Annotated in this window: 28 protein-coding genes; 10 read left to right on the top strand and 18 right to left on the bottom strand. The window is 64.9% G+C overall.

Annotated features, from left to right (window positions below):
• The first annotated feature begins 75 nt into the window (after positions 1 to 75).
• A complete protein-coding gene (locus IVB41_RS30525) occupies positions 76 to 1,302 on the top strand; it encodes a cytochrome c (protein WP_247437911.1) in 1,227 nt (408 codons plus the stop codon).
• Position 1,303: 1 nt separating this feature from the next.
• On the opposite strand, the gene IVB41_RS30520 is transcribed toward IVB41_RS30525, so the two are convergent.
• The gene (locus tag IVB41_RS30520; protein ID WP_247286997.1) at positions 1,304 to 1,954 is read right to left on the bottom strand and encodes a trimeric intracellular cation channel family protein; all 651 of its coding nucleotides are present in this window, start codon (positions 1,952 to 1,954) and stop codon (positions 1,304 to 1,306) included.
• A gap of 162 nt (positions 1,955 to 2,116) precedes the next feature.
• Here IVB41_RS30520 and IVB41_RS30515 point away from each other — a divergent pair, with 162 nt between their 5' ends.
• The gene (locus IVB41_RS30515; RefSeq protein ID WP_027567464.1) at positions 2,117 to 2,509 is read left to right on the top strand and encodes a hypothetical protein; all 393 of its coding nucleotides are present in this window, start codon (positions 2,117 to 2,119) and stop codon (positions 2,507 to 2,509) included.
• A 58-nt stretch (positions 2,510 to 2,567) separates the two neighbouring features.
• Here the strand turns inward: IVB41_RS30515 and IVB41_RS30510 are convergent, their stop codons facing one another.
• Genes IVB41_RS30510 through IVB41_RS30500 form a run of 3 tightly spaced genes read right to left on the bottom strand, consistent with a single transcriptional unit; the run spans position 2,568 to position 4,125 of the window.
• The gene (locus IVB41_RS30510; protein ID WP_247437909.1) at positions 2,568 to 3,377 is read right to left on the bottom strand and encodes an oxaloacetate decarboxylase; all 810 of its coding nucleotides are present in this window, start codon (positions 3,375 to 3,377) and stop codon (positions 2,568 to 2,570) included.
• Between the two features lie 51 nt (positions 3,378 to 3,428).
• Positions 3,429 to 3,779, bottom strand: coding sequence for an antibiotic biosynthesis monooxygenase (locus IVB41_RS30505; protein WP_007603077.1), 351 nt, complete (start codon positions 3,777 to 3,779; stop codon positions 3,429 to 3,431).
• Positions 3,780 to 3,816: 37 nt separating this feature from the next.
• Positions 3,817 to 4,125, bottom strand: coding sequence for an NIPSNAP family protein (locus tag IVB41_RS30500; protein ID WP_063995954.1), 309 nt, complete (start codon positions 4,123 to 4,125; stop codon positions 3,817 to 3,819).
• A 194-nt stretch (positions 4,126 to 4,319) separates the two neighbouring features.
• Here IVB41_RS30500 and IVB41_RS30495 point away from each other — a divergent pair, with 194 nt between their 5' ends.
• The 3 genes from IVB41_RS30495 (at position 4,320) to IVB41_RS30485 (ending at position 6,578) form a co-directional block, all read left to right on the top strand.
• On the top strand, positions 4,320 to 5,018 hold the full coding sequence (locus IVB41_RS30495) for a winged helix-turn-helix domain-containing protein (RefSeq protein WP_247287000.1): 699 nt from the start codon (positions 4,320 to 4,322) through the stop codon (positions 5,016 to 5,018).
• Positions 5,019 to 5,103: 85 nt separating this feature from the next.
• The gene (locus IVB41_RS30490) at positions 5,104 to 6,114 is read left to right on the top strand and encodes an alpha/beta fold hydrolase (protein WP_276576685.1); all 1,011 of its coding nucleotides are present in this window, start codon (positions 5,104 to 5,106) and stop codon (positions 6,112 to 6,114) included.
• Positions 6,115 to 6,326: 212 nt separating this feature from the next.
• Positions 6,327 to 6,578, top strand: a complete 252-nt coding sequence (locus IVB41_RS30485) for a GCG_CRPN prefix-to-repeats domain-containing protein (protein WP_247361876.1) — start codon at positions 6,327 to 6,329, stop codon at positions 6,576 to 6,578.
• 146 nt (positions 6,579 to 6,724) lie between these two features.
• Here IVB41_RS30485 and IVB41_RS30480 read toward each other — a convergent pair whose 3' ends face one another.
• Together IVB41_RS30480 and IVB41_RS30475 are read right to left on the bottom strand one after the other, a co-directional pair.
• Entirely contained in the window at positions 6,725 to 7,003 is a 279-nt protein-coding gene (locus IVB41_RS30480; protein ID WP_247361878.1) for a twin-arginine translocation signal domain-containing protein, read from the bottom strand.
• A 136-nt stretch (positions 7,004 to 7,139) separates the two neighbouring features.
• The gene (locus tag IVB41_RS30475; RefSeq protein WP_247361881.1) at positions 7,140 to 7,454 is read right to left on the bottom strand and encodes a hypothetical protein; all 315 of its coding nucleotides are present in this window, start codon (positions 7,452 to 7,454) and stop codon (positions 7,140 to 7,142) included.
• Positions 7,455 to 7,584: 130 nt separating this feature from the next.
• Here IVB41_RS30475 and IVB41_RS30470 point away from each other — a divergent pair, with 130 nt between their 5' ends.
• Positions 7,585 to 8,232 carry a glutathione S-transferase family protein gene (locus IVB41_RS30470; RefSeq protein ID WP_247361884.1) on the top strand — a complete coding sequence of 216 codons (648 nt, stop codon included), beginning with the start codon at positions 7,585 to 7,587 and terminating at the stop codon, positions 8,230 to 8,232.
• 96 nt (positions 8,233 to 8,328) lie between these two features.
• The gene (locus tag IVB41_RS30465; protein ID WP_018456483.1) at positions 8,329 to 8,481 is read left to right on the top strand and encodes a hypothetical protein; all 153 of its coding nucleotides are present in this window, start codon (positions 8,329 to 8,331) and stop codon (positions 8,479 to 8,481) included.
• A gap of 10 nt (positions 8,482 to 8,491) precedes the next feature.
• Here IVB41_RS30465 and IVB41_RS30460 read toward each other — a convergent pair whose 3' ends face one another.
• Positions 8,492 to 8,839 carry a hypothetical protein gene (locus tag IVB41_RS30460; protein WP_027567472.1) on the bottom strand — a complete coding sequence of 116 codons (348 nt, stop codon included), beginning with the start codon at positions 8,837 to 8,839 and terminating at the stop codon, positions 8,492 to 8,494.
• Positions 8,840 to 8,961: 122 nt separating this feature from the next.
• Complete coding sequence (locus tag IVB41_RS30455; RefSeq protein WP_007603066.1) at positions 8,962 to 10,494, bottom strand: acyl-CoA carboxylase subunit beta; 1,533 nt, start codon at positions 10,492 to 10,494, stop codon at positions 8,962 to 8,964.
• A 149-nt stretch (positions 10,495 to 10,643) separates the two neighbouring features.
• Here IVB41_RS30455 and IVB41_RS30450 point away from each other — a divergent pair, with 149 nt between their 5' ends.
• The 3 genes from IVB41_RS30450 (at position 10,644) to IVB41_RS30440 (ending at position 12,857) form a co-directional block, all read left to right on the top strand.
• Positions 10,644 to 11,048 carry a DUF4260 domain-containing protein gene (locus IVB41_RS30450; RefSeq protein ID WP_027567473.1) on the top strand — a complete coding sequence of 135 codons (405 nt, stop codon included), beginning with the start codon at positions 10,644 to 10,646 and terminating at the stop codon, positions 11,046 to 11,048.
• Positions 11,049 to 11,188: 140 nt separating this feature from the next.
• Positions 11,189 to 11,782: a hypothetical protein gene (locus IVB41_RS30445; protein WP_027567474.1), complete on the top strand. Its 594-nt coding sequence runs from the start codon at positions 11,189 to 11,191 to the stop codon at positions 11,780 to 11,782.
• A 79-nt stretch (positions 11,783 to 11,861) separates the two neighbouring features.
• Positions 11,862 to 12,857 carry a dienelactone hydrolase family protein gene (locus tag IVB41_RS30440; RefSeq protein WP_247437907.1) on the top strand — a complete coding sequence of 332 codons (996 nt, stop codon included), beginning with the start codon at positions 11,862 to 11,864 and terminating at the stop codon, positions 12,855 to 12,857.
• Positions 12,858 to 12,997: 140 nt separating this feature from the next.
• On the opposite strand, the gene IVB41_RS30435 is transcribed toward IVB41_RS30440, so the two are convergent.
• From IVB41_RS30435 to IVB41_RS30390, 10 genes are all read right to left on the bottom strand, one after another.
• The gene (locus IVB41_RS30435; RefSeq protein ID WP_027567476.1) at positions 12,998 to 13,654 is read right to left on the bottom strand and encodes a carboxymuconolactone decarboxylase family protein; all 657 of its coding nucleotides are present in this window, start codon (positions 13,652 to 13,654) and stop codon (positions 12,998 to 13,000) included.
• Between the two features lie 61 nt (positions 13,655 to 13,715).
• On the bottom strand, positions 13,716 to 14,534 hold the full coding sequence (locus IVB41_RS30430) for a penicillin-binding transpeptidase domain-containing protein (RefSeq protein WP_027567477.1): 819 nt from the start codon (positions 14,532 to 14,534) through the stop codon (positions 13,716 to 13,718).
• A 69-nt stretch (positions 14,535 to 14,603) separates the two neighbouring features.
• Positions 14,604 to 14,864 carry an EscU/YscU/HrcU family type III secretion system export apparatus switch protein gene (locus tag IVB41_RS30425; RefSeq protein WP_247361892.1) on the bottom strand — a complete coding sequence of 87 codons (261 nt, stop codon included), beginning with the start codon at positions 14,862 to 14,864 and terminating at the stop codon, positions 14,604 to 14,606.
• Positions 14,861 to 16,459 carry a flagellar hook-length control protein FliK gene (locus IVB41_RS30420; RefSeq protein ID WP_247437901.1) on the bottom strand — a complete coding sequence of 533 codons (1,599 nt, stop codon included), beginning with the start codon at positions 16,457 to 16,459 and terminating at the stop codon, positions 14,861 to 14,863. The genes IVB41_RS30425 and IVB41_RS30420 overlap by 4 nt, the downstream gene beginning before the upstream one ends.
• Before the next feature lie 56 nt (positions 16,460 to 16,515).
• The gene (locus IVB41_RS30415) at positions 16,516 to 17,310 is read right to left on the bottom strand and encodes an ATP12 family chaperone protein (RefSeq protein ID WP_247437898.1); all 795 of its coding nucleotides are present in this window, start codon (positions 17,308 to 17,310) and stop codon (positions 16,516 to 16,518) included.
• A gap of 40 nt (positions 17,311 to 17,350) precedes the next feature.
• Entirely contained in the window at positions 17,351 to 18,556 is a 1,206-nt protein-coding gene (locus IVB41_RS30410) for an RluA family pseudouridine synthase (protein WP_247437896.1), read from the bottom strand.
• Positions 18,557 to 18,698: 142 nt separating this feature from the next.
• Complete coding sequence (locus IVB41_RS30405) at positions 18,699 to 18,989, bottom strand: helix-turn-helix domain-containing protein (RefSeq protein WP_247287015.1); 291 nt, start codon at positions 18,987 to 18,989, stop codon at positions 18,699 to 18,701.
• On the bottom strand, positions 18,989 to 19,336 hold the full coding sequence (locus IVB41_RS30400) for a type II toxin-antitoxin system RelE/ParE family toxin (RefSeq protein ID WP_247287017.1): 348 nt from the start codon (positions 19,334 to 19,336) through the stop codon (positions 18,989 to 18,991). The genes IVB41_RS30405 and IVB41_RS30400 overlap by 1 nt, the downstream gene beginning before the upstream one ends.
• Before the next feature lie 63 nt (positions 19,337 to 19,399).
• Positions 19,400 to 20,734: a replication-associated recombination protein A gene (locus IVB41_RS30395; protein WP_247437894.1), complete on the bottom strand. Its 1,335-nt coding sequence runs from the start codon at positions 20,732 to 20,734 to the stop codon at positions 19,400 to 19,402.
• Positions 20,731 to 22,137: a DegQ family serine endoprotease gene (locus IVB41_RS30390; RefSeq protein WP_027567482.1), complete on the bottom strand. Its 1,407-nt coding sequence runs from the start codon at positions 22,135 to 22,137 to the stop codon at positions 20,731 to 20,733. Before IVB41_RS30390 ends, IVB41_RS30395 begins: the two co-directional genes overlap by 4 nt.
• Positions 22,138 to 22,398: the final 261 nt, after the last annotated feature.

Genomic DNA, 22,398 nt, shown 5'->3' with positions numbered 1-22,398 from the left:
TACCCCCGCCGTCGCGCAACGAATTGACGCCTGGTCATCCGGGACGGCGTCGATGGGTCGCAGGAGAGGCTTTCGATGCGGACGATTCTGGCTGGCCTGGCTCTCGTGGTTCTGGCGTTGTGCAGTGCGGTTGCGAACGCGGCCGTCGCTGCCGAGCCGTCACCGGAGCTGATCGCCACTGGCAAGGCGCTGGTGGAAGCCGGCGACTGTGCCGGCTGCCACACCGCCGATCCCGCCCAACCGTTCGCGGGCGGAAAGCGCATCGACACGCCGTTCGGCGCGATCTACGCGCCGAACCTGACGCCGGACCGCGACACCGGCATCGGCGCCTGGACCGATGCCGACTTCACCCGCGCCGTGCGCACCGGTGTCGCGCCAGATGGCTCCAACTATTACCCGGCGTTCCCCTACCCCTATTTCACGCGAATGACGAAGGACGACACGCTGGCGATCCGCGCCTATCTCGGAACGCTCGCGGCCGTCACGAGCCGCAACAAGCCGCCGGAACTGCGCTGGCCGTTTAGCTATCGCGGCCTGATGCGGATCTGGAACATTGTGTATTTCAAGCCCGGGCTGTTCGAGCCGGACCAGAGCCAGAGCGCGGCGTGGAATCGGGGCGGCTATCTCGTCACCGGGCTCGGTCATTGCGGCGCCTGCCATACACCGAAGAACTATTTTGGCGCGGACAAGCAGGCGCAGGCCCTCGCGGGCAACGAGGTCGGCGGCTGGTACGCGCCACGGCTCGATGGCGCCGCCCGCACGGGGCTGAAATCGTGGAGCGTCGAGGACGTCACCGAATATCTTCAGAGCGGGCGCAACGCCAGGAGCCATGCCAGCGGGCTGATGGCGGAGGTGGTCGTCAACTCGACCTCGAAGATGAGCGATGCCGACGTGCGCGCAATCGCGGTTTACTTGAAGAACCTGCCGCCAGCGCGGCGTGAGACGATTGTGACGCCGCCTGACGATGCCGAGATGAAGGCCGGCCAGGCCGTCTACGCCAAGCTCTGCATCGCCTGCCATGAGGCCGACGGCACAGGCGCACCGCGCATCTATCCGCCGCTGCCCGCCAACGCGCTGCTGCAATCGGTCAATCCGTCCTCGACCTTGCGCATCATCCTCGACGGCGCCCACACCGTGACGACCCCGCGCGCGCCTAACACCGGGGAGATGCCGGCCTATTCCAACCGGCTCTCCGACGAAGAGGTCGCAGCAGTGACGAACTACATCCGCAATTCCTGGGGCAATGCCGCGCCGCTGGTGACGCCGGCGCAGGTGGCGAGGGCGCGGAAGCAGGAGCCGTAGCTCAAGGCTCCCGCTCCTCCTCCTCCGTGAACACGAATTTCGGCATCTCCCATTTGTAGCGCACCGCCAGCAGGCGGAAGCTGATGCCGAGGACGAACGTCAAAATGGTCCAGAGCTCGGCGTTCAGCTTGAGACCGAACGCGGTGGCATAGAACAATCCCGTCACCACCGAGACGCTGGCATAGAGTTCGGAGCGGAACAGCAGCGGCACGTCGTTGCAGAGCACGTCGCGCAACACGCCGCCGGCGCAACCGGTCACCATGCCGGAGACGATGACGATCGGCAGCGTGGCGTCCATCTGCCAGGCGATGTCGCAGCCGGTCATGGTGAAGACGACGAGGCCGATGGCATCGAGCACGATGAAGGCCAGTTTCAGCCGGTGCACCAGCCGCGCCATCAGGATGGTGAGGAAGGCAGCGCCTCCGGCCAGTGCGAGGTAGATGGGGTTCTGCACCCAGGCCAGCGGATAATGCCCCAGGAAGAGATCGCGCAAAGTGCCGCCGCCGAGCGCCGTGATGCAGCCGAGAAAGCAGACGCCGAGCCAATCCATGCTGCGGCGGCCGGCTGCGAGCGCAGCGGTCATGCCTTGCGCCGCGACCGCAACCAGCGACAACAGATGCAGCACGCTATCGCTCGGCGGCAAGCTCCACATCTTTGTTCCCTTCCGTCAGCGGAGCTTACGCTTCAGGTTCCCCAGCGAACAGGTTCCCGATTCCCGCCGCGGGCGCAACATGCGACGAAAGCATTAAGAGGGGCGGAACAGAATCTCGCATCCACGGGTTGTCCCGCCGCAATAATCGAGGAGAACCAATCGATGGCTGACGACCGTTTTATCAACGATCCGTACCGCCCGAATCTCGCCGATGATGAGTATCGCAATGCGGCGCGACGGGATGCCCAGCTTCAGGTCGACCCGGAGCTTGGCGAAGGCCCCGCCTCCAGCGGCAAAGTAGCCCTGTTCGCAGTGGCAATCGCCTTGGTGCTGGGTGCCGTATTCTACGGCCTGAACAACACCGGCACCAGCAACCAGGCCAGCACCACGCCGGCGACGCAGACCGCTCAGCAGGCACCGGCCACCAATCCGGCCGCACCTCCCGGCATGCGCGACGTGACGCCGCGCACCAACACCGGGCCGGGCGTGACCACGGGCGCCGCACCGAGCAAGCCGGCCCCGGATACGCCGGCACCGGCTGACGGCGCGAAGTAACGAATTGCAACAATATGCGACAGCGGCGGGATTCAGATCCCGCCGCTTTCGTTTGTCTTTAGCCGAACATCTTGTTGAGCTCGCCGCCGGGATAGCCGCTGCCGAGCTCGGTAAAGGTCCCCTTCTCCGCCATTTCCTTCGCGGCCCGCATGAAGCCGCCCCAGGCGGCGCGAGCGAGTGAACCGCCGACGCTGATCCGGCGCACGCCAAGATCGGCAGCTTCCTGCAATGACAGCCCGGAGCCGCCGATCAACAGGTTGAACGGTTTGGGTGCGACAGCCTTCACCACCGCGGCGATGTCCTCGCGGCTCTTGAGGCCCGGCGCGTAAAGGCAATCGGCGCCGGCATCGGCGTAAGCGGTGAGCCGGTCGATGACGAGCTTGAGGTCGGTCACGCCCCACAGATAGGCCTCGCAGCGGCCGACCAGGAGCACGCCGCTATCGCCGATCGCCTTGCGCGACGCCTTGATGCGCTCGACTGCGAGCGCGCGCTCGTAGATCGGCTTGTCCTTGTCGCCGGTGGAATCCTCGATCGACAGGCCGGCAACGCCGGTGCGCACACAGCGCTCGACATTGTCCGCGACCTTGTCCGGCTCGACCGCAAAGCCGCCCTCGAAATCCGCGTTCACCGGGATATCGACGGACGAGCTCAATGCCGCCAGATGCTGACAGACGTCCTCGACGGAGACGTGGTTGTCGGCCTTGCCGATGGTCCAGGCAAAGCCCGCACTCGACGACGCGAGTGCCTTGAAACCGAGATGCTGCAACGCTTTCGCGCTGCCGACGTCGACCGGATTGGGCAGGATGAAGCAGCCGCTCTCGTGCAGCTTCCTGAAGGTCGCGCGCTTGTCAGCAGTTGTCACGTGCATGTTTCTCTCCCTTGTTGGCCGCGCAGAGATGGGGACGTGCCGCCGCGCGCGCTAGTGCGCGTCGTGCACCGCGCGGCTGTCCTTTGGCGCCTGCTCGCGATCATTCATGCTGTAGTCGCGGATGACGCTGGCGATACGCAAGTGATAATCGGCGAAGATTTTTGCGCGGCCCTTGGCCTGGGTGCGGCGGTGCTCCATCGTGTTGCGCCAGGCCTGCACGGCCGCCTCGTCCCGCCAGAACGACACCGACAAGATCTTGCCCTTGTCGGTCAGGCTCTCGAAACGCTCGACCGAGATGAAGCCGTCGATGGTTTGCAGGATCGGCTTGAGGTCGGCCGCGAGGTCGAAATAATCCTGGCGGTGTTCCGGCTTCGGCCAGACCTCGAAGATCACGGCGATCATGGGCGTCTCTCCTTGAGTTGATGGCCTACGCTACCACTTACAAAACCACTTGGCGCAGAAACGTGCGCTCTTCCGCGAGGATGAATTTGTGCTCCTCGGCGAAGTGGAAGTTCGCCATGCCTTCCGTATCCTGACGCAGCCGGGCGCGATAGGCCTCATACGCAGCCAGACTCTCGAAGGTGATCAGCGCAAACGCGATATTGTTGGTGCCCTCGTGCGGCATGAAATAGCCGATCAGATCGCCGCCGCATTTCGGGATGATGGTGAGCCAGCGCTTCGAATACTCCTCGAACTGCGCGCGCTTGAACGGATCGAGCTGGTAGCGGATGAAGACGGTGATGGACATGATGGGCTCCTCTGGTTCCAGACCGTCATTGCGAGCGCAGCGAAGCGATCCAGGAATCCCTCTGCAGAGGGAGCCTGGATTGTTTCGTCGCCAGTGCAAAATTGCTTCGCAATTTTGTCAGGGGCTCCTCGCAATGACGAGCAAACTCACGCTACGCGCTTGCCCCACCGCAATGCTTCGGCTACCATCGAAGCATGAAATCAGGTCCTGACATCGCCATGATCGCCGCGCTCGTCGGCGATCCCGCACGCGCCAACATGCTCACGGCGCTGATGAACGGCCGCGCGCTCACCGCGAGCGAGCTGGCGCAGGAGGCCGGCATCACGCCGCAGACCGCGAGCTCGCATCTTTCCAAGCTCGAGGCCGGCGGCCTGATCGAGCCGGAGAAGCAAGGCCGCCACCGCTACTACCGCCTCACTGACGACGACGTCGCCGGCGTGCTGGAAGGCCTTGCGGGCCTCGCCGCACGGACCGGCCATATGCGCGTGCGCACCGGGCCGAAGGATCCGGCGCTGCGGCGCGCGCGGATCTGCTACGATCATCTCGCCGGCGATCTCGGCGTGCAGATGCTCGACACCCTGCGCGCGCAAAACCTTGTCAGGCAGAAGAAGCAGGAGATCGAGCTGACCACCGAGGGCGAGCGCTTCCTGGCGAAGCATTTGCAGATCTCGCCCGACATGCTCGCCCATCCGCGCCGCCCCGTGTGCAAGGCCTGCCTCGACTGGAGCGAGCGGCGCCACCATCTCGCCGGCACGCTGGGCGCCGCCATGATGCAGCGTTTCGCCGAGCTGAAATGGGCCGCCCGCGACGCCACGCCCGGCAGCCGCGTGGTGAATTTTACGCGCACCGGCGAGAAGCAGTTTGCCGCGTTGTTCGGTGACGGGCGGGACTAAACACAACTCCGTGTGAACGACGTCTCTGGCTTGACCCGGCCATCCACGTGTTTATGGCCACGGTTGTCACACACAGAGATCCCCCATGATCCGCTTCGCTTCGGCCGCGCTCGTCGCCGTCCTCATCGTCTCTCCGCTCACCTCCACCCACGCCGCCGACACCGTCCCGCGCGAACCTTACGGCATCGCGCTCGAAGGCTTTGCCTATCCTTACCCCGTGCACCTGCTGCCTGTTGTCAATGACGGCGAGCAGCTCAGCATGGCCTATATGGATGTGCCGCCTGCGCAGCCAAACGGCCGCACCGTGGTGCTGCTGCACGGGCGCAATTTCCCGTCGAGCTACTGGGCGCCTGTTATCAAGATGCTGAGCGAGGCCGGCTTCCGCGTCGTGGTGCCGGACCAGATCGGCTTCGGCAAATCCTCCAAGCCGGCGGGCGAATTGCATTTCGACAATCTGGCGCGCAACACCATCGCACTGCTCGATCACCTCAAGATCGACAGGGCCGAGATCGTCGCCCATTCGCTCGGCGGCATGCTGGGCGTCCGCATCGCCCGCGCCTTTCCCGACCGCGTCGCCCACCTTGTTCTGACGGCCCCGATCGGGCTGGAAGATTACCGCCTCTATGTGCCGCCGACGCCGACCGAGAAGATGATCGAGACCCAGGACAAGCTCACGGCCGAAGGCTATCGCAAGCAGCTTCAGACCAATTATGCGATCAAGCTGCCGCCGGACGCGATCACGCCGTTCATCGACGCCCGCTTCAACATCAAGGGCAGCCCTGATTATTCGCGCTGGCTGCGCGCCTTCGTCAGTTCCGGCCAGATGATCTATCGCGAGCCGGTGGCGCACGAGATCGCACTGATCACCGAGCCGACGCTGTTCATCATGGGTGCCGACGACCACAACGCACCGGGCCGACCGAACGCGCCCGAGGCGCTGCGCGCGAAAATGGGAGAGAACGCCGAGCTGGCGAAGGCACTCGCCGCGAAGATGCCGAATGCGCGAGCCGAGGTGATCCCGGACACCGGCCATCTCGTCTTCCTGGAGGCGCCTGAGAAGTACAAGGAGCTGGTGCTGGGTTTTCTCGGCCGGTAGCGTCATTGCTGTCGTCCGGAGCCGCGTGCGGGGAATGTTCATGCCGCATTCAGGTCATGATTGGCAGATTTGGCTGGCATCGTGTCGGCATGTTGCGATTTTAACGTGTCGAATCGTGTCTTTTGATTCATGGTGCGCCGAAAGCGCCAAGCCCTCCTACCTGCCCCAATCCTGCCCCCAAAACCTACCCCAAGGACGAGAAGGAAGATCAAATGAAATACCTGTTTGCCGCCGTGATGCTCGCCAGCGCGGTCGCTGGTTTCAGCGAGGCGGCCAGCGCCGCCGGCGGTTGCGGCCCCGGCTGGTATCGCGGCGCCTATGGCGGCTGCCGCCCGATGCGCGGTCCGGTCGTTGTCCGCCCGGGTCCGATCGTGGTTGCGCCAGCCCCTGTCGTGGTCGTGCCGCGCGCGCGCGTGTGCCCCTACGGCTTCCGCTGGTACGCCGGCCGCTGCCGTCCGTTCTGATCTCGTTTTTCGCATTGCGAAATGGCCGCGCGGCGAAAGCCTGCGCGGCCATTTTCTTTTTGAGCGCTGACGTCGCACCGGGATGTTTCGAATCAGAACGGGGACCGCGATCGCGGTCCCCGTTCAAGCCTCGCTTAGCGCGACGCTTACCAATGGCGGCGGTGCCAGCGCCGGCGATGCCAGCCCCAGTGACGGCGGCGCCAACCCCAATGACGGTGGTGGCCGTGCCAGTGCACCTGCTCCGGTTTCAACTGCGAGGCTTCATCGCTGCTCGTGACTGCGGGATGAGCGTCGGGATTGCCTTGCGGCTTGCTGGGATCACCGAGCGGCTGCGGCGCCAGCGGCGCGGCCTGTGCGGCGGTCGTGAACGCGGCAGCTCCGGCCGCGATACCGATTGCAAATTTCAAAAAGTTCCGGCGCTCCATGACTTCTTTCCTCTTGGATGGTCGTGCCAGTGATGCAGAGGAAGTGTCGCGGTGATGACATGAACCGAAGCTGAATCGCGCGTTCAGCTTCGTTGCGCAGGTGACAGGAGAATTCGCAGCGCCGTAGCCCGGTGCTCTATTTCCCGAACTCCTGCGCCAGCACCAGCAACTCGCGCGTGCGCGTCACGTCGGGCCAATCGCGGTTGAAATCAGCCACCAGCTGCGTCAGCGCACCGCCCTTCAGCATGGCCTGCAGCGCAGCCTCGCTCTCGAACTGATACAACGCCTGATGCAGGGAGGGATCGTCGAGGCTCCAGAACCGCCAGGCCTTAGCCACACCGAACACCTTCACCGCGTCGGGCAGATGTTCCGTCTCGTACCATCTGTCGAAGGCGGCGCGCTTGCCGGCATCGGTGACGGTGGCGCGGACGACGAAGAAGGCTGACGGCATCGGATTTTCCTCCTGTTGTTTGGGGTGAGACTAGCCGATGACGTCGGCGACGACAAAAAAAGGACGGCACCGGTGTCGGAACGCGCATCGCTCGCCCGTCCTATGCCCGAACAGCAGACGGAGACACCACATGCCCGACCTCACGCTCACCACCTTCGACTGGGTTCCCCCGCCCCCGCGCGGTTTCGTGCGCGACCTTCGGGTGCGCTGGGCGCTCGAAGAGGCCGCATTGCCCTATCGCGTCGCGAGCGCGCCGTTCGACCGGCGCGGCGCCGAGCATCTTGCGCACCAGCCGTTCGGGCAGGTGCCGTGGCTGACCGACGGCGATCTCTCGATCTTCGAGAGCGGCGCGATCCTGCTGCATCTCGGCGGCCTCAGCGCAAAGCTGATGCCATCAGATCCGCGCGGCCGCAACGAGGCCACGGAATGGCTGTTCGCCGCACTCAATTCGGTGGAGATGGCGAGCCTGCCCTGGACGATGTCGAAGTTCATGGGCCATCCGAGCGATACGGCCGCGTGGAAATTCGTCGACGACTTCCTAAAACTCCGCCTCAAGCACATGGAGGCGGTGCTGGCCAACCGCGAATGGCTGGCAGGCACGTTCTCCGTCGCCGACATCCTGATGTCAGACGTGCTGCGCGTCGTCGATCAGTTCGAGGGGCTCGCGGACAGTCCCGCCAGCCGCGCCTACGTCGCGCGCGCCACCGCCCGCCCGGCTTTCGCCAAGGCCCACGCCGACCAGATGGCGCATTTCGCTGCGGCGGACGCGACCCGCTGACGCCGCGCCGGCGTGAGGTGTGACGTGCCTCACATAATGAATCCGGCGATGGCCGTAGGGTCACGGCCATCAAATCAACCCTGCGGAAGGTGACACATGGCCCGCATCGCATATCTCAGAGACCAGCTTGCCCGCGCCGAACGGCTGGCAAAGGCGATCCTCGACCGCCAAACCGCGGAGCAGCTTCAGGCGTTCGCAGCCGAATGCCGCGAGGAGTTGCAGGTGCTGTCGCGCAGGGCTGCGGCGTAAGGCTGCTCGGTTACACGAGCTTCATCGGCGTATCGGCGACCACGCGAAGGTCGATGCGGCTGATCAGTTGAGACCGAAGCGCCTCCGCATCACCGATCGCGCTCTCCGTCTGCCGCAACGTGCTGACGTTCGAGCCAAGCGAGACAATTCCGCCGAGCACCAGAGCGATCGAGCCGAGCGCGGCGGTCTGGCCCATCCCGAGCAAGCCGAGGATCGTGATCAGCAACAGCGCAGCGCCGCCGCCGATGGCGAGCTTTGATGCCAGGATGTACTTCCGGCATCGCTCGGCGATCTCGGCCAAAGCCTCGATACGCGCTTCGATGTCGGATATCTCGTCGGTCGGATCGCTGTCGGTCATTGGATTTGGATCGAGGATGCCAACTCAGAAGCAGAATCGGTAGCCCGCATGAGCGAAGCGACATGCGGGACTTGGATAGAAAACCCGGACGTCGCTACGCTCATCCGGGCTACGCCTCGCGCTCACAACGGCAAATTGTCGTGCTTCTTCGCCGGCGTTTCCACCTTCTTGTCCTTCAGCATCGACAGCGCCCGCGCGATCCGCTTCCGCGTCGAGTGCGGCATGATGACGTCGTCGATGTAGCCGCGCTCGGCCGCGATGAAGGGCGACAGGAAGCGGTCTTCGTATTCCTTGGTACGCGCGGCGATCTTGTCGGGGTCGCCGATGTCGGCGCGGAAGATGATTTCGACCGCGCCCTTGGCGCCCATCACCGCGATCTGGGCGGTCGGCCAGGCATAGTTCATGTCGGCACCGATCTCCTTGGAGGCCATGACGTCGAAGGCGCCGCCATAGGCCTTGCGGGTGATGATGGTGACCAGCGGCACGGTGCACTGCGAGTACGCGAACAAGAGCTTGGCGCCATGCTTGATCAGGCCGCCATATTCCTGCGCGGTGCCCGGCAGGAAGCCCGGCACGTCGACGAAGGTGACGATCGGGATATTGAAGGCATCGCAGAAACGAACGAAGCGCGCCGCCTTCCGAGAAGCGTCGCTGTCCAGCACGCCGGCGAGCACCATCGGCTGGTTGGCGACGAAGCCGACGGTGCGGCCGGCGATGCGGCCGAAGCCGGTGACGATGTTCTTGGCAAAGGCGTCCGCGATCTCGAAGAAGTCGCCCTCGTCCACGACCTTCAGGATCAGCTCCTTCATGTCGTAGGGCTTGTTCGGATTGTCGGGGATCAGCGTGTCGAGCGACATGTCGACCCGGCCGATGTCGTCGAAACTCGGCCATTCCGGCACGCCGTCCGTGTTGTTGGATGGCAGGAAGTCGATCAGGCGCCGCATCTGCAACAGCGTCTCGACGTCGTTCTCGAAGGCGCCGTCGGCGATCGAGGAGCGCGTGGCGTGCACCGAGGCGCCGCCGAGCTCTTCCGCCGTGACGACCTCGTTGGTGACGGTCTTCACCACGTCCGGGCCGGTGACGAACATGTAGCTGGTGTTCTTCACCATGAAGATGAAGTCGGTCATCGCCGGCGAATAGACGTCGCCGCCGGCGCAGGGGCCCATGATGACGGAGATCTGCGGGATCACGCCGGAGGCAAGCACGTTGCGACGGAACACGTAGGAATAGCCGGCGAGCGCCGCGACGCCCTCCTGGATGCGGGCGCCACCGGCGTCATAAAGGCCGATGATGGGCGCCCGCGCCTTCATCGCCATGTCCTGGAGCTTTGTGATCTTCAGCGCGTGCGTTTCCGACAGCGATCCGCCGAACACGGTGAAGTCCTTGGCGAAGACAAACGTCTTGCGGCCGTTGACGGTGCCCCAGCCGGTGACGACGCCGTCGCCGGGCACCTTGTTCTTCTCCATGCCGAACTCGGTGGAGCGGTGCTCGACGAACATGTCGAATTCCTCGAACGATCCCTTGTCGAGCAAGAGCTCGATGCGCTCGCGCGCGGTCAGCTTGCCGCGGGCGTGCTGCGCCTCGATGCGCTTCTCGCCGCCGCCGAGCTTTGCGCCGGCGCGACGGTCTTCAAGGGCGTCCAGGATATTCTTCATTTGCTCCCGCCAGTTCTTAGCCTAAATGCGATTGCCGGGGGTTCTAACACGGCATTTTGCGGGCCGGGAAGCGGCTTTCGGTCCCGCAGGGCTGCCTTGCCGCAGCGGGAAAGCGCAAGGAATTTCAAAGTTTTGCCTGGGAGACGAGCATGACCGAAGGAGCGGCCGAGACCGGCGCGGCGACGGGCGGCGTCAACATCCTGCTGCGGCTGGAGGGCCTGACCCTGTTTGTGGGGATGGTGATGCTCTACTGGGCCTGGGACGGCTCATGGCTGGTGTTCGCACTGCTGTTCTTCGTCCCCGATCTCAGCTTCCTGGCATACCTGTCGGACGCCAAACTCGGCGCGATGGTCTACAACGCCGCCCACAGCTACATGGCGCCAGTCGCGCTGCTGACGCTCGGCTTCGGCCTCGCCTCGCCGCTCACCCTGTCCATCGCCTTGATCTGGCTCGCCCATATCGGCATCGACCGGGCGCTGGGCTATGGCCTGAAATATTCGGCCGGGTTCGGCTTCACCCATCTCGGCCGGATCGGCCGGCAGAAGGATACCTGACGCAGTTGCAAATCTGGCCCTGCCCGGTTGACCGGGCGCGGCGATTCAGGCTTGCTCCAGGCTTGCGATCAGGCGCCGAATGTTGCGTGAGCTCAGTCGGTACGGCGGCGGTCATCATTTCCGGCTGCAAGCATCACCTCATGTCCGCGACGGTCGTTCCACTGCCGCCGAACCCATCGTCCGAAACCACCGACTTCCTGCGCCGCATGGCCAGCATGGTGTCGGGGCGGAACGGCGAGATGCTGTTGCGCGCGGCCGCGCTGATCGAGTCGCTGACGCAACGGGCGATGTCGGCGGAACGCCTCTATCACCGGGAGCACGAAGAGAACACGCGCAACCGCGAGCTGCGCGAGGCCGGTGAGATGGCGTCCGACGCCGTGGTCAAGCAAATTGACGCGCTGCGCAGCCAGCTTGCCGAGGTCACCGCGGCCGCGGCGGCCGAGCGCGCAACATTCGATGCCGAGCGCGGCAACCTGCTCGGCCTGATGCAGCAGGCCGAGAGCCATATCGGCCAGCTCACAAGCGAGCTGGAGACGCTGCACGCCTCGGTCGACAGCTTCAACGAGACCGCAATCTCCGTGCCGATCGAGGTGCTGCGGCTGGCGCGCACCCAGTTCGATTTCCTCTCCGCCGGCTTTGCCCGCAAGGGCGACGTCATCTCGCAGGCGATGAGCGAGATTGGCGGTTTTGCGATCGACCAGGCGCTGACGGTGAAGAAGGCCGATCCCGCCTGAGGCGAACCGCCGGCTTGCGTCAATTTGACAGCGCGCAGGCCTGTTGTTCTACTCACTGAAAATCATGGGGGAAGATCCGATGCCGACGGCATTCCGCGTCGCCATGGCGCTCTGCATTTCAACGCTGTTCGTCGGCATGGGCGCCAACGCACAATCGCTTCCCAGGGAAGTCGCCACCCGCGCCGAGATCTACCCGATCCCCTCGCTCACCCTCTCCGACCAGCAATTCCTCAGCGGTGATGCCGCGGCCGGAAAGCCGGTGACGGTCGCCGGCGAACTGCGCGTCGCGCAAGGCAGCGGAAAGCTCCCCGTCGTGGTGCTGATGCACGGCTCGAGCGGCGTCGGCGCCACGACCGAGGCCTGGGTGCACGCGTTCAACGCCATGGGCATCTCGACTTTCGTGATCGACGGCTTTACCGGCCGCGGGCTGACGGTGGTGGGGCCGAACCAGGCCCTGCTCGGCCGGCTCAACCTCGTCATCGACATCTACCGCTCGCTGGAGATCCTCGCAAAACATCCCCGCGTCGATCCTGATCGCATCGTGCTGATGGGCTTCTCACGCGGCGGACAGGCGACGCTCTATGCGAGCCTCAACCGCTTCCACAAGCTCTGGAACAAGTCCGGCATCCAGTTCGCCGCCTACATTCCGTTCTATCCCGACTGCTCGACGACCTATCAGAACGACACGGACATCGCCGCGCGCCCGATCCGCATCTTCCACGGCACGCCCGACGACTACAATCCCGTGAAGAGCTGCAAGGCTTTCGTCGAGCGACTCAAGACGGCTGGCCGCGACGTGGTGCTGACGGAATACCCCGACAGCGCGCACGGCTTCGACAGCGGGCTGCTCGGCGTCAATACGGTTGCCGTATCAACAGGTGCGCAGACCGTGCGCAACTGCCAGATCCGCGAAGGCGACGGCGGAGTCTTGATGAATGGCGATACGAAAGCGCCGTTCACCTACCAGGACGCTTGCGTCGAGCTCAATCCGCATGTCGGCGGCAATCCAACGACTGCTGCCGAGTCGCGCAAGGCCGTGGTGGAGTTTTTGCAGGCGCTGTTCAAGTTGGGTTAGCGCCGGGAAGCAGCTCGGCCTTGGGAGCCGGCGTCGGCGCCCCATACTCCCTCATTGCGAGCGAAGCGAAGCAATCCAGAATCTCGCCGCGGAGGCAATCTGGATTGCGTCGTCGCAAGGGCTCCTCGCAATGACGGAGGCTACGGCTCGCCTGGCTTGAACGGCTCCTGCTTGTCCGGCGGCACGGTCTCCTCCGCCATTGCCAGCAGCATCGCGACCATCACGTAATTGCCGGCGACTGCGGTGAGGTCGACAATCTGCTGGTCGTTGAAGACCTTCTTCGCGCGCGCATAGGTTTCGTCGCCGATCTTCTTCGTCGTGGTGAGCTCGGTGACGAAGTCGTACACGACGGCCTCGTCCTCGGCCATGTTCGCAGGCCGCTTATTCGCCTTGAGCTCCGCGATGATCTCGGGCGACAGACCCGCCTTCGCCGCGAGCGGCGCATGGGCGTACCACTCCACCTGGGAACGCCATTGCCGCCCGATGATCAGGATCGCGAACTCGTTGAGTTTTGTCGGGACCGAGGTCTCCCAGCGCAGATAGTGGAACAGGTCGAACAGGCGCTGGCCGAGCACCGGGCTGCGGATCATCGGATTGTAGGGACCGCCGATGCCGACGCTCGAGACCTTCATGATCTGCTCGCCGAGCGGTTTCTGCTTGGCGTCGAGCTGGTCCATGGTGAGCTGCGGAAAGCGCGGCTCCTTGCTGGTGGCGGGCGCTGCAAACATCGTGGCGGCGAGCCAGCCGCCCGCCGCGGCGAGTGTGAGCGACGACAGCCAGAGTGGCGTTGAGTTCATGTTGTCCTCCCGGTTTTTCTTGACCGGGGGATGCTAGTCGAGCAACACCAGCGTGATAGCGCTAGATCGCGCCGATCTCGGCAAGGCAGGCTTGCGTCAGGGGCATGCGCTCGCCGACCAGACGCGGCTCCTTGCAGTCCATATTGAGCGCGAACACGGTGTGCGCTTCGCCCTTCTCGGCCCAGCCCACCATCCAGCCCAGCGACGGCTCGCCGCGCTCGGCGCCAAGCAGCCCGGACTTGGCGCGAATGACGCTATCGCCGACCTTGGTCACCGGCAGGATGTCAGCGACAAGATCCTGACTGCGCTTCGAAATCGGCAGCGCGCGGCGGCGCAGCCTGTCGACGAAATCGACCTGCTCGACCGGATCGATGCGCAAGGCGCCGGTGAGCCAGAACTGGTCGATGCCGCCGCCGATGTCGCGATTGCCGTAGTCGAACAGATCGACATACTTCTGCATGCGCTCTTGTCCGATCCGGCGTGCGATCTCCTGATAGACCGGCACCGCGCTGACGAGAATCGCGCTGCGCAGCGTGTGGTCCTTGTTCCAGGCCTCGATCGGACGCTTCACGCCGTCCCAAGGAAATACGTCCTTGTCGGGGTCAGTGACGACGCCAGTTTCGAGCGCGATCAGCGAGTTCGGAATCTTGAAGGTCGAAGCCGGCAGCTTCGCCTCGCCCGAACGCTCCTTGTCGCTGGCGACGACCAGATAGTCCTCGACCTTGTAGCCGACAAACGTCCCGGCCGTGCCGAGGTCGGTGAAGCGCTTTGCGAGGCTGTCACGGATCTCGTTGCGCGGCGGCGCGACATGGGCGAATGCACGCGCTGGCAAAGCGGCAGCTGCGGCGAGAAGGCCGAGGGTGGAACGGCGGGTGAGCACTGGCGGTGTCCGTTACGCGATGACGATGGCCGCGACCATGCAGCCGCTATCGTGGTGAAACGATGACGGCTACCGCTTGCCCGACAGCCGCAGCACGAACACCAGCACTTCGGCGACGGCCTTGTAGAGGTCGGGTGGGATCTCCTCGCCGAGTTCGACCTTGGACAGCGCGCCGGCCAGGATCTCGTTCTCCTCGATCGGGATGTCGTTGGCCTTGGCGATCTCGACGATCTTTTCGCCGATGGTGCCCTTGCCCTTGGCGACGACGACAGGCGCGTTGCTGCCCTTCTCGTAATGGAGCGCAATCGCAAGCTTCGACGGATCGCTCATGTGGCGCGATCCAGGAAGTGGCCGGCGCGGGCCGGAGTGGGCTGCGGCGGGGTGCCATCGCGAACCAGGATGTCGCCGGGCTTGAGCTCGGCCCTGGTCAGGGCCTGGTTGAGCTCGCCGATTCCGGCGCGAAGCTGCTGTGCGGTCGTCGGCCGCTCCGCCCACATCCGCACGAAGGTCTTGTCACCGTTCAGCGTAATCAAAGCGTGCACGGGGCCGGCTGGCTCGACATTGAGTGTAAAGCGCGCACGCCAGGCGCGCCTGGCGGGATCGGCGGATTCATTGCCGCCGTCGCGCGAGATCTCGAACTGCGCCATTGCAGTGCCCTGCGGCGTTGCGAACGGAATCTCGAAATTCCACTGCGGCACAGTCGGATCGATCCTGTGACCGCTGGCGTCGGTGCGATCGGGGAGCGAAGCGACCTGGAGCAAGGTCTGCCGCGCGAGGGCGGCATCGGTGTCGTCGAGCAGGCGATGCACGGTCGCGGCAAGCGGCGTATCCGGTGCGAGTGACGGCGAGGCAATCGATTGCGGCGACGGCAATGCGCCGCGAACCGGCGGTGGCGTTGCGCGCGCGGCGGCTTCAAAAACATGTCCGTCGGGCACGGCCTTGTTCGAGCCCGGCAAGTTACCCGTCATGCGCGGCAGATCTTGCGTGATCTCTTGCAGGAGGCTCGCGGCAAGGCCTGCGGTCATGGTCCGCGGCATCGCGGCCTGCGGCGCGCCGCCAGCGGCGTCCGCCAACACAGAGGCTGCGAGATTGGCGCTACGCGGCGGTTGGGCGATCCCGGGTTCGGTTGACGGCGTGGCGGCCTGTGCAGCCTGCGTCTGCGCGGCAGCGACCTGCGGTGTCGCCACGGTGCCAGCTGGAAGGGCGGCACCTTGCGCCTGTGGCGCGGTGGCCTCGAGCGTCGTCAGCGTCTGGCGCAGCACCAGCAGCGCGGCTTTCAAATCCGGCATCGTTCCGGAGGACGGAGTCGCGCCTGCGGCGAGCGAGGCTTCGAGGAGCAGCCCGGACTTCTGGAAAGCGGACTCGATGTCGCCGCCTTCGAGTCCGGTGTTGAGCGGCGTCTGCTGCGCCAGCACGCCCAGCATCGCCTGCTTCAGCCCCGCCGGAAGATCGCTGCCGGTGACGACCGCGGCCAGATTGGCGAACAGCGGCGCCTGGCTGCCTTGCTTCGTCACGGCCTCGGCCGAGGCTTCTGTGACGGCGACCTGCTCGGTCGGTGTGAGGGCATTGCGGGCCGCGCCCACCGACGGCACTAGCGGCGGGCTGTCCACCAGCGAGGCCGCAGCCGGCGTCAATGTGACCTGATCGGCGGCCGCCTCGCCTGCCCCGCCCATGACGGCGAGCCGGATGGTGCCGCCGTTCTGCGACACCGCAAGCTGGAGATTTTGGCCTGGTGTCAGCGCCACCTCTGACATCACATCCATCGAGAGGTTGGCGATCGCGATCCGCACCAGATTATCGGCGAGCACGCTGACCACTCGGGCGTCGACCACGCTGCCGGCCTGCAGCACAAGATCGGGCGTCGCCGCGTCAGCAATGGGGCTGGCGGCACTGACGGGAAGAATCGAGCTTATCGGCGTCGGCATCGTGGGGCCCAGGGAACGCTGGCCCCCACCCTAAGGCCGCCCTCGTAAACCTCTCGTTAAGGACCTTTGGCCGCAGGCGGCTTCACAGCGGCCAAAACCGCCACGGCAGCCTCGAAATCCCGCAGTCGGGCGGCGCGGCGGCCGGCCGCTTCTTCGTCCACGCCCCATTTCTCGGCGTTCCAGTCCTCATCAACATAGGCTGCCGCCCAAACCTGGTCGGCGTCGCGCACGCCATGGGCAAGCGCCAGCGCCAGCAGCGCCGAGCCGGTCAGGGTGGTGATCACGTGGAGCGCGGCGACCGACCAGGCGTCCCCTGGCAAGGCCCCACGCGCGGCCTGGAGCGCCTCATCCGGCTGCGTCACATGCATGACGCCTTCGGACAGGATGAAGTGCGCCCCCAGCGTCTCCGCGGCCCAGAACAGCACGGGATCCCAATGCGCGGCCTCGCGGGCGACGAGCCCCTCCGGATGACCGGCGCGATAGAACAGCAGATCGGACTGGAGATACTTTGCGAGATCGTCGCTGACGAGATCAACGCGGTCGACGACACCCTCGACCACGCTGTTGGCGATCCGCGTCAGCGGCATGGTCATGGGCTTGATCGTCTCGTCCTGATCCGCCCATTCCGCAGCCACTGCGTCGGCCAGCGCGCGCGAAGGGATGACCACCTGGCGGCCGGACGGCGTGCGGATCGCCTTGCCGTCGAGCATGATGGCAAAACCGCCCTCAGCCTCGGCCACCCCGACCTCCTTGTAGAAGCGCTTGCGCAACGGCACGCGCGCGGCCTGGCGGACCAATTCCTGCGGATCAAGCGGGGATCGCCCCGCAGCTTCATCAAACAATTCGCGCATCTCGTTCCGGTCCCTGCCCTTCCGCTGCCGCCCTTTCCAACTACTCTTCAGGCGCATTCTCGATCGGATCAAATCTGCTTGCATCGAGTCCAAGCAGGTTCCACGACTGCTGCATGTGCTGCGGCAGCGGCGCGGTGGCATCGATGAAGCCGCCGCGCGGATGCGGAATGACGATACGGCGCGCGAGCAGATGCAGCCGGTCTTGCAGGCCGCCCGGCAATTGCCAGTTCTCGATGTTGAAATATTTGGGATCGCCGACGATGGGGTGGCCGATATGTTCCATGTGGGCGCGCAGCTGGTGGGTGCGCCCGGTCACCGGCTTCAGCGACACCCAGGTCAGCTTGTTGCCGGCGGTCTCGACCACCGCATAGTAGGTCACCGCGTGGCTTGCGCCCTCGTCGCCATGCTGGGCGATGCGCATGATGGTGTCGTCCTCGCTCTCCTCTTTCGCGAGGAAGGTCGAGATGCGGCCCTGCTTCGGCTTCGGTAGGCCCGGCACCAGCGCCCAATAGGTTTTTCGCGCCGACCGCGAACGGAATGCGCCGGTGAGATGCGAGGCGGCAAAGCGGGTCTTGGCGACCAGGAGACAGCCCGACGTCTCCCTGTCGATGCGGTGCACGAGGCGCGGCTTCTGGCCCTTGGAATCGCGCATCACCTCCAGCATCTGGTCGATGTGTCGCGTCATGCCCGAGCCGCCCTGCACGGCGAGTCCGGCCGGCTTGTTCAGCACGAGAACGTCGTCATCCTCGTAAATCGTCATCTCCTTCAGCGCGGCAAGCGTCTTTTGCGCCGCCTCCGACTCGGGGTTGGGTGCCTTCGGCGTGTCGAGCTTCAGCGGCGGAATGCGGACGCTCTGGCCCTCCTCCAGGCGGTCCTTGCTGTCGACGCGCTTGCCGTCGACGCGCAGCTCGCCTTTACGAACGACGCGCTGGATGTGGGAGAACGACAGGCCGGGAAAGTGCGCTTCAAGGAAGCGATCGACGCGCATGTTGTTCTCGTCGGCCGTCACCTTGACGGTCTGCACCTTGGTCGGCAGCAATGCCTCGACGGGGGGCTTTGCCGGCGCAGCCTTTTCCGGTTCGGCTTTGGGCGCGCGCCGCTCGACGCGCTCGCTCGCGAAGCGCGGAGGCTTCGCGCCCGGTCGCAGCCCAGCATGTTTCGCGCTGCGCGCCTTGAACGGGCGCGCCTCCTTGCGCTCATCGCGCTCGCGAGGTTTTGGGTTCATTCTCTTGATGCGGCGGCTCATGTGGTTTTTCCAAACGTTCGTGTCGACTGTGTATCGGCGCGCCGGTGCAGTGACGCGACTTCCGCGCCAATCTGCTTCTCCGCCAGCCGCAGGTCATATCGCTGTTGCAGGTTCATCAAGACGGCGCCTGGCACGAGCGAAGTCATACCAACTCGACTCGTAGTGTACGGCCAACCGCACTTGCGGCGCGCTGCAGTGTATCCAGCGTCACCGAGGGGGTCGCGGGATCAAGGAGCCGATCGAGCTGACGACGACTGGTCTTCATGCGTTCGGCCATCGCCGTCTTCGTGATTCCCTGCGTCTTCATCGCCTCCGTCAATTGCTCAGCGATGAGCTCCTTGAGAGCACGCTCCTCACAAGTCCCAAGTATACCTTGCTCGGTAAGAAACTCGTCGAACGTTTCTTTGCTCACGTGCGCTTTGCTTTTCGTCATCACGTCACCTCTCGCCTGCGCTTTAGCGCAAGGTCAATATCCTGCTTTGGCGCCTTCTGCGTTTTCTTGATAAAGCCGTGAAGCAGGATCATCTGACCGTCTTCCAGACAGAAGATCACTCGCGCAATCCGGTTGCTGCCGAGATCGCTTCGAACTTCCCACAATCCCTCCCCTAGCGGGGCGCAATGCGGGCGTCCGATCGGCCAACCGAATTCGACTTTCTGAATATCCTTCCCGACAGTTCGTCGATCTTCAGAAGGCAAATCCAATATCCACTCGCGAACAGGATTCCGACCTGTCGAGCTAACGTAGAATCTCGCTGGAAGCTTCTTCGTGCGATCGATCATTCGGCTGCGCTTGTGTGTCATTTTTGGCACGTAAATGCAAGCGCCTTCTGGGTGCTGCAGAACCTACTTCCCACCCCGCTCCTTCCGCAACTTCGCCCAATAATCCAGCCGCTTCCTGATCTCCCGCTCGAACCCCCGGTCGGGCGGGTCGTAGAAGGTCTGGCGACCCAGGGCTTCCGGGAAGTAATCCTGTCCGGAGAAGGCGTCGGGGGCGTCGTGGTCGTATTCGTAGGATGCGCCGTAGCCTTCCGACTTCATCAGCTTGGTCGGCGAGTTGAGGATATGTTTCGGCGGCAGCAGCGAGCCGGCCTGCTTTGCGACCTGCATCGCCTTGCCGAAGGCGGTGTAGACGGCATTCGATTTCGGCGCGGTGGCGAGATAGACCACGGCTTGCGCGATCGCGAGCTCGCCCTCGGGATGACCGAGGAAGTCGAAGGTGTCCTTGGCTGCGTTGGCGATGACCAGCGCCTGCGGATCGGCAAGCCCGATATCCTCGACCGCCATGCGCACGACGCGGCGGGCCAAAAAGAGCGGGTTCTCGCCGGCATCGAGCATGCGCGCGAGATAATACAGCGCGGCATCGGGATCGGAGCCTCGCACCGACTTATGCAGCGCCGAGATCAAATTGTAATGGCCGTCGGCCGACTTGTCGTAGATGGGCGCGCGACGCTGCAATATTTCCTGCAACTGCGCGGCGTCGAAAATCTCGTCCTTGCGCGCGGCGCGCCAGACTTCCTCGACGAGCGTCAGCGACGCGCGGCCGTCGCCATCGGCCATGCGCACCAGCACGGCGCGCGCTTCCTCGTCGAGCGGCAGCTTGCGGCCCTCGACCTCCTCGGCATGCGCAAACAGCTTTTCGATCGCGGCCGCGTCGAGCGAGCGAAACACCAGCACGCGCGCCCGGGACAGAAGCGCCGCGTTGAGCTCGAAGGACGGATTTTCGGTGGTGGCGCCGACCATCACCACCGTGCCGTCTTCCATGACGGGCAGAAACGAATCCTGCTGGGCGCGGTTGAAGCGATGCACCTCGTCGACGAACAGCAGCGTGCCCTTGCCCATCTCGCGGCGTGCACGCGCCGCCTCAAAGGCCTTCTTCAAATCGGCGACGCCGGAGAACACCGCGGAGATCTGCTCGAAATGCAGATCGGTGGCGTCCGCGAGCAGCCGCGCCACCGTGGTCTTGCCGGTGCCGGGCGGGCCCCAGAACACCAGCGAGCCCAGCGTGCGCGTCTCCAGCATGCGCGTCAGCGCGCCGTCTGGACCCAGGATGTGATCCTGGCCGACGACCTCCGAGAGCGCGCGCGGCCGCAGCCGATCCGGCAGCGGATGCGGAGCCTCGTGATCGAGCCCCGCCGCGGCGAAGAGGGTTGGCGTCTCCTGTGGTCGCTTCGGACTCATCCGCCCAGCGTGACGTTGATCTGCTGGCCGCCACGCACCAGCGTGATGCGCCAGATGCGCTGGCGCTCGGCCGCCGCCTTTTCGAGATCGCTGGTCTTGCTGATCTTCTGGTTGTTGACCGCCAGGATGACGTCGCCCTTCTGGAAGCCGACATTCGCGGCCGCGCTGTCGCCGCCGAGATCGGTGACCACGACGCCTTCGGTATCGGCGTCCAGATGCAGCTCGTCGGCAAGCGCCGGGGTGATGGTCGAGACCTTCGCGCCCTGGAGAGGCGAGCGCGCGGTGATGACGAGCTCGTTGCGGCCGGCATCGGGCGCGGCGTCCAGCGCCACCGTCAGCTTGACCGGCTTGCCGCCGCGCTGCACGTCGATCTGCGCCGTGCCGCCGAGCGGCCGTGTGGCGAAGCGATAGTCGAAAGCGTTGGGATCATCCACGGTCTGGCCGTCGATCGAGACGATCAGGTCGGAGGATTTCAGCCCGGCCTTGGCCGCCGGCCCGTTCGGGACGACGCTTGCGACCAGCGCACCGGTCGGCGAACGCAGGCCGAGACTCTCGGCGATCTCCGGCGTCACCGCCTGCAATTTCGCCCCTAACCAGGGCCGCTTGACCGCCTTGCCGCCACCCTTGGCGGAGGCGACGACGACGCGCACCATGTTGGCGGGGATCGCGAAGCCGATGCCCTGCGAGCCGCCGGAGCGCGAATAGATCGCGGTGTTGATGCCCGCGAGCCTGCCGTTCATGTCGACCAACGCGCCGCCGGAATTGCCAGGATTGATCGCCGCGTCGGTCTGGATGAAGAACTGGTAGTCGGTGATACCGACCTGCGTGCGTGCCAAGGCCGAGATGATGCCGTGAGTCACGGTCTGGCCGACGCCGAAGGGATTGCCGATCGCCATCACGACGTCGCCTACCAGCAGTTCGTCCGAATTGGTGAATTCGAGAGCCGGAAACTTCTCCTTGGTGTCCTTCAAACGCAGCACGGCCAGATCGCTGCGAGAGTCCTTCAGCACGATCTCGGCCTCGAACTCACGCTTGTCCGACAGCGACACCTTGACCTGGTCGGCGCCTTCGATGACGTGGACGTTGGTGACAACGAGCCCCGACGCATCGACGATCACGCCCGAACCGAGCGAGCGCTGCACCTGCTCCTGCTGCTGGCCGGGCACGCCGAAGAAGCGGCGGAATATGGGGTCGTCGAGCAGCGGGTTGCGGTTCTGCACCACCTTGGCGGCATAGACGTTGACAACCGCCGGCTGCACCCGCTGCACGATCGGCGCATAGGACAGCCGCAGTTCGGCGGGCGAGGACGGCACACGGCGGTCCTGCGCGGCGGCCGGATTGAAGTTGGCCGAAAAGGCTATGCACAGTGCCGTGACGACGGCGGTCCAGGTCGATCGAAACATTCCTACCTCTTGGAAAAGACGCCGGAATATAGGCGCGTTCGCCCCCCATTAGAAGGGCGCCCGGCGGCATATTCAGGGGCCTTTTCGGTGTGGCCGGCCTGCAAGCTCTGCGTGCGAAATCGCAATTTGCCGGGGCTGCCGATTGGCACGATGTGCGTCATCTTGCATGGTGGCGCAAGGCGGATTCGGTTGCGGCGAATTTACACCAGTGGGAACCGCGCAACCGGCCGCAGCGTCGCGGGGTAGTCATCGATCACACCT

It is taken from the genome of Bradyrhizobium sp. 44 (assembly GCF_023073095.1).
Taxonomy (GTDB): Bacteria; Pseudomonadota; Alphaproteobacteria; order Rhizobiales; family Xanthobacteraceae; genus Bradyrhizobium.
This window is presented reverse-complemented; position numbering and strand designations above follow the sequence as displayed.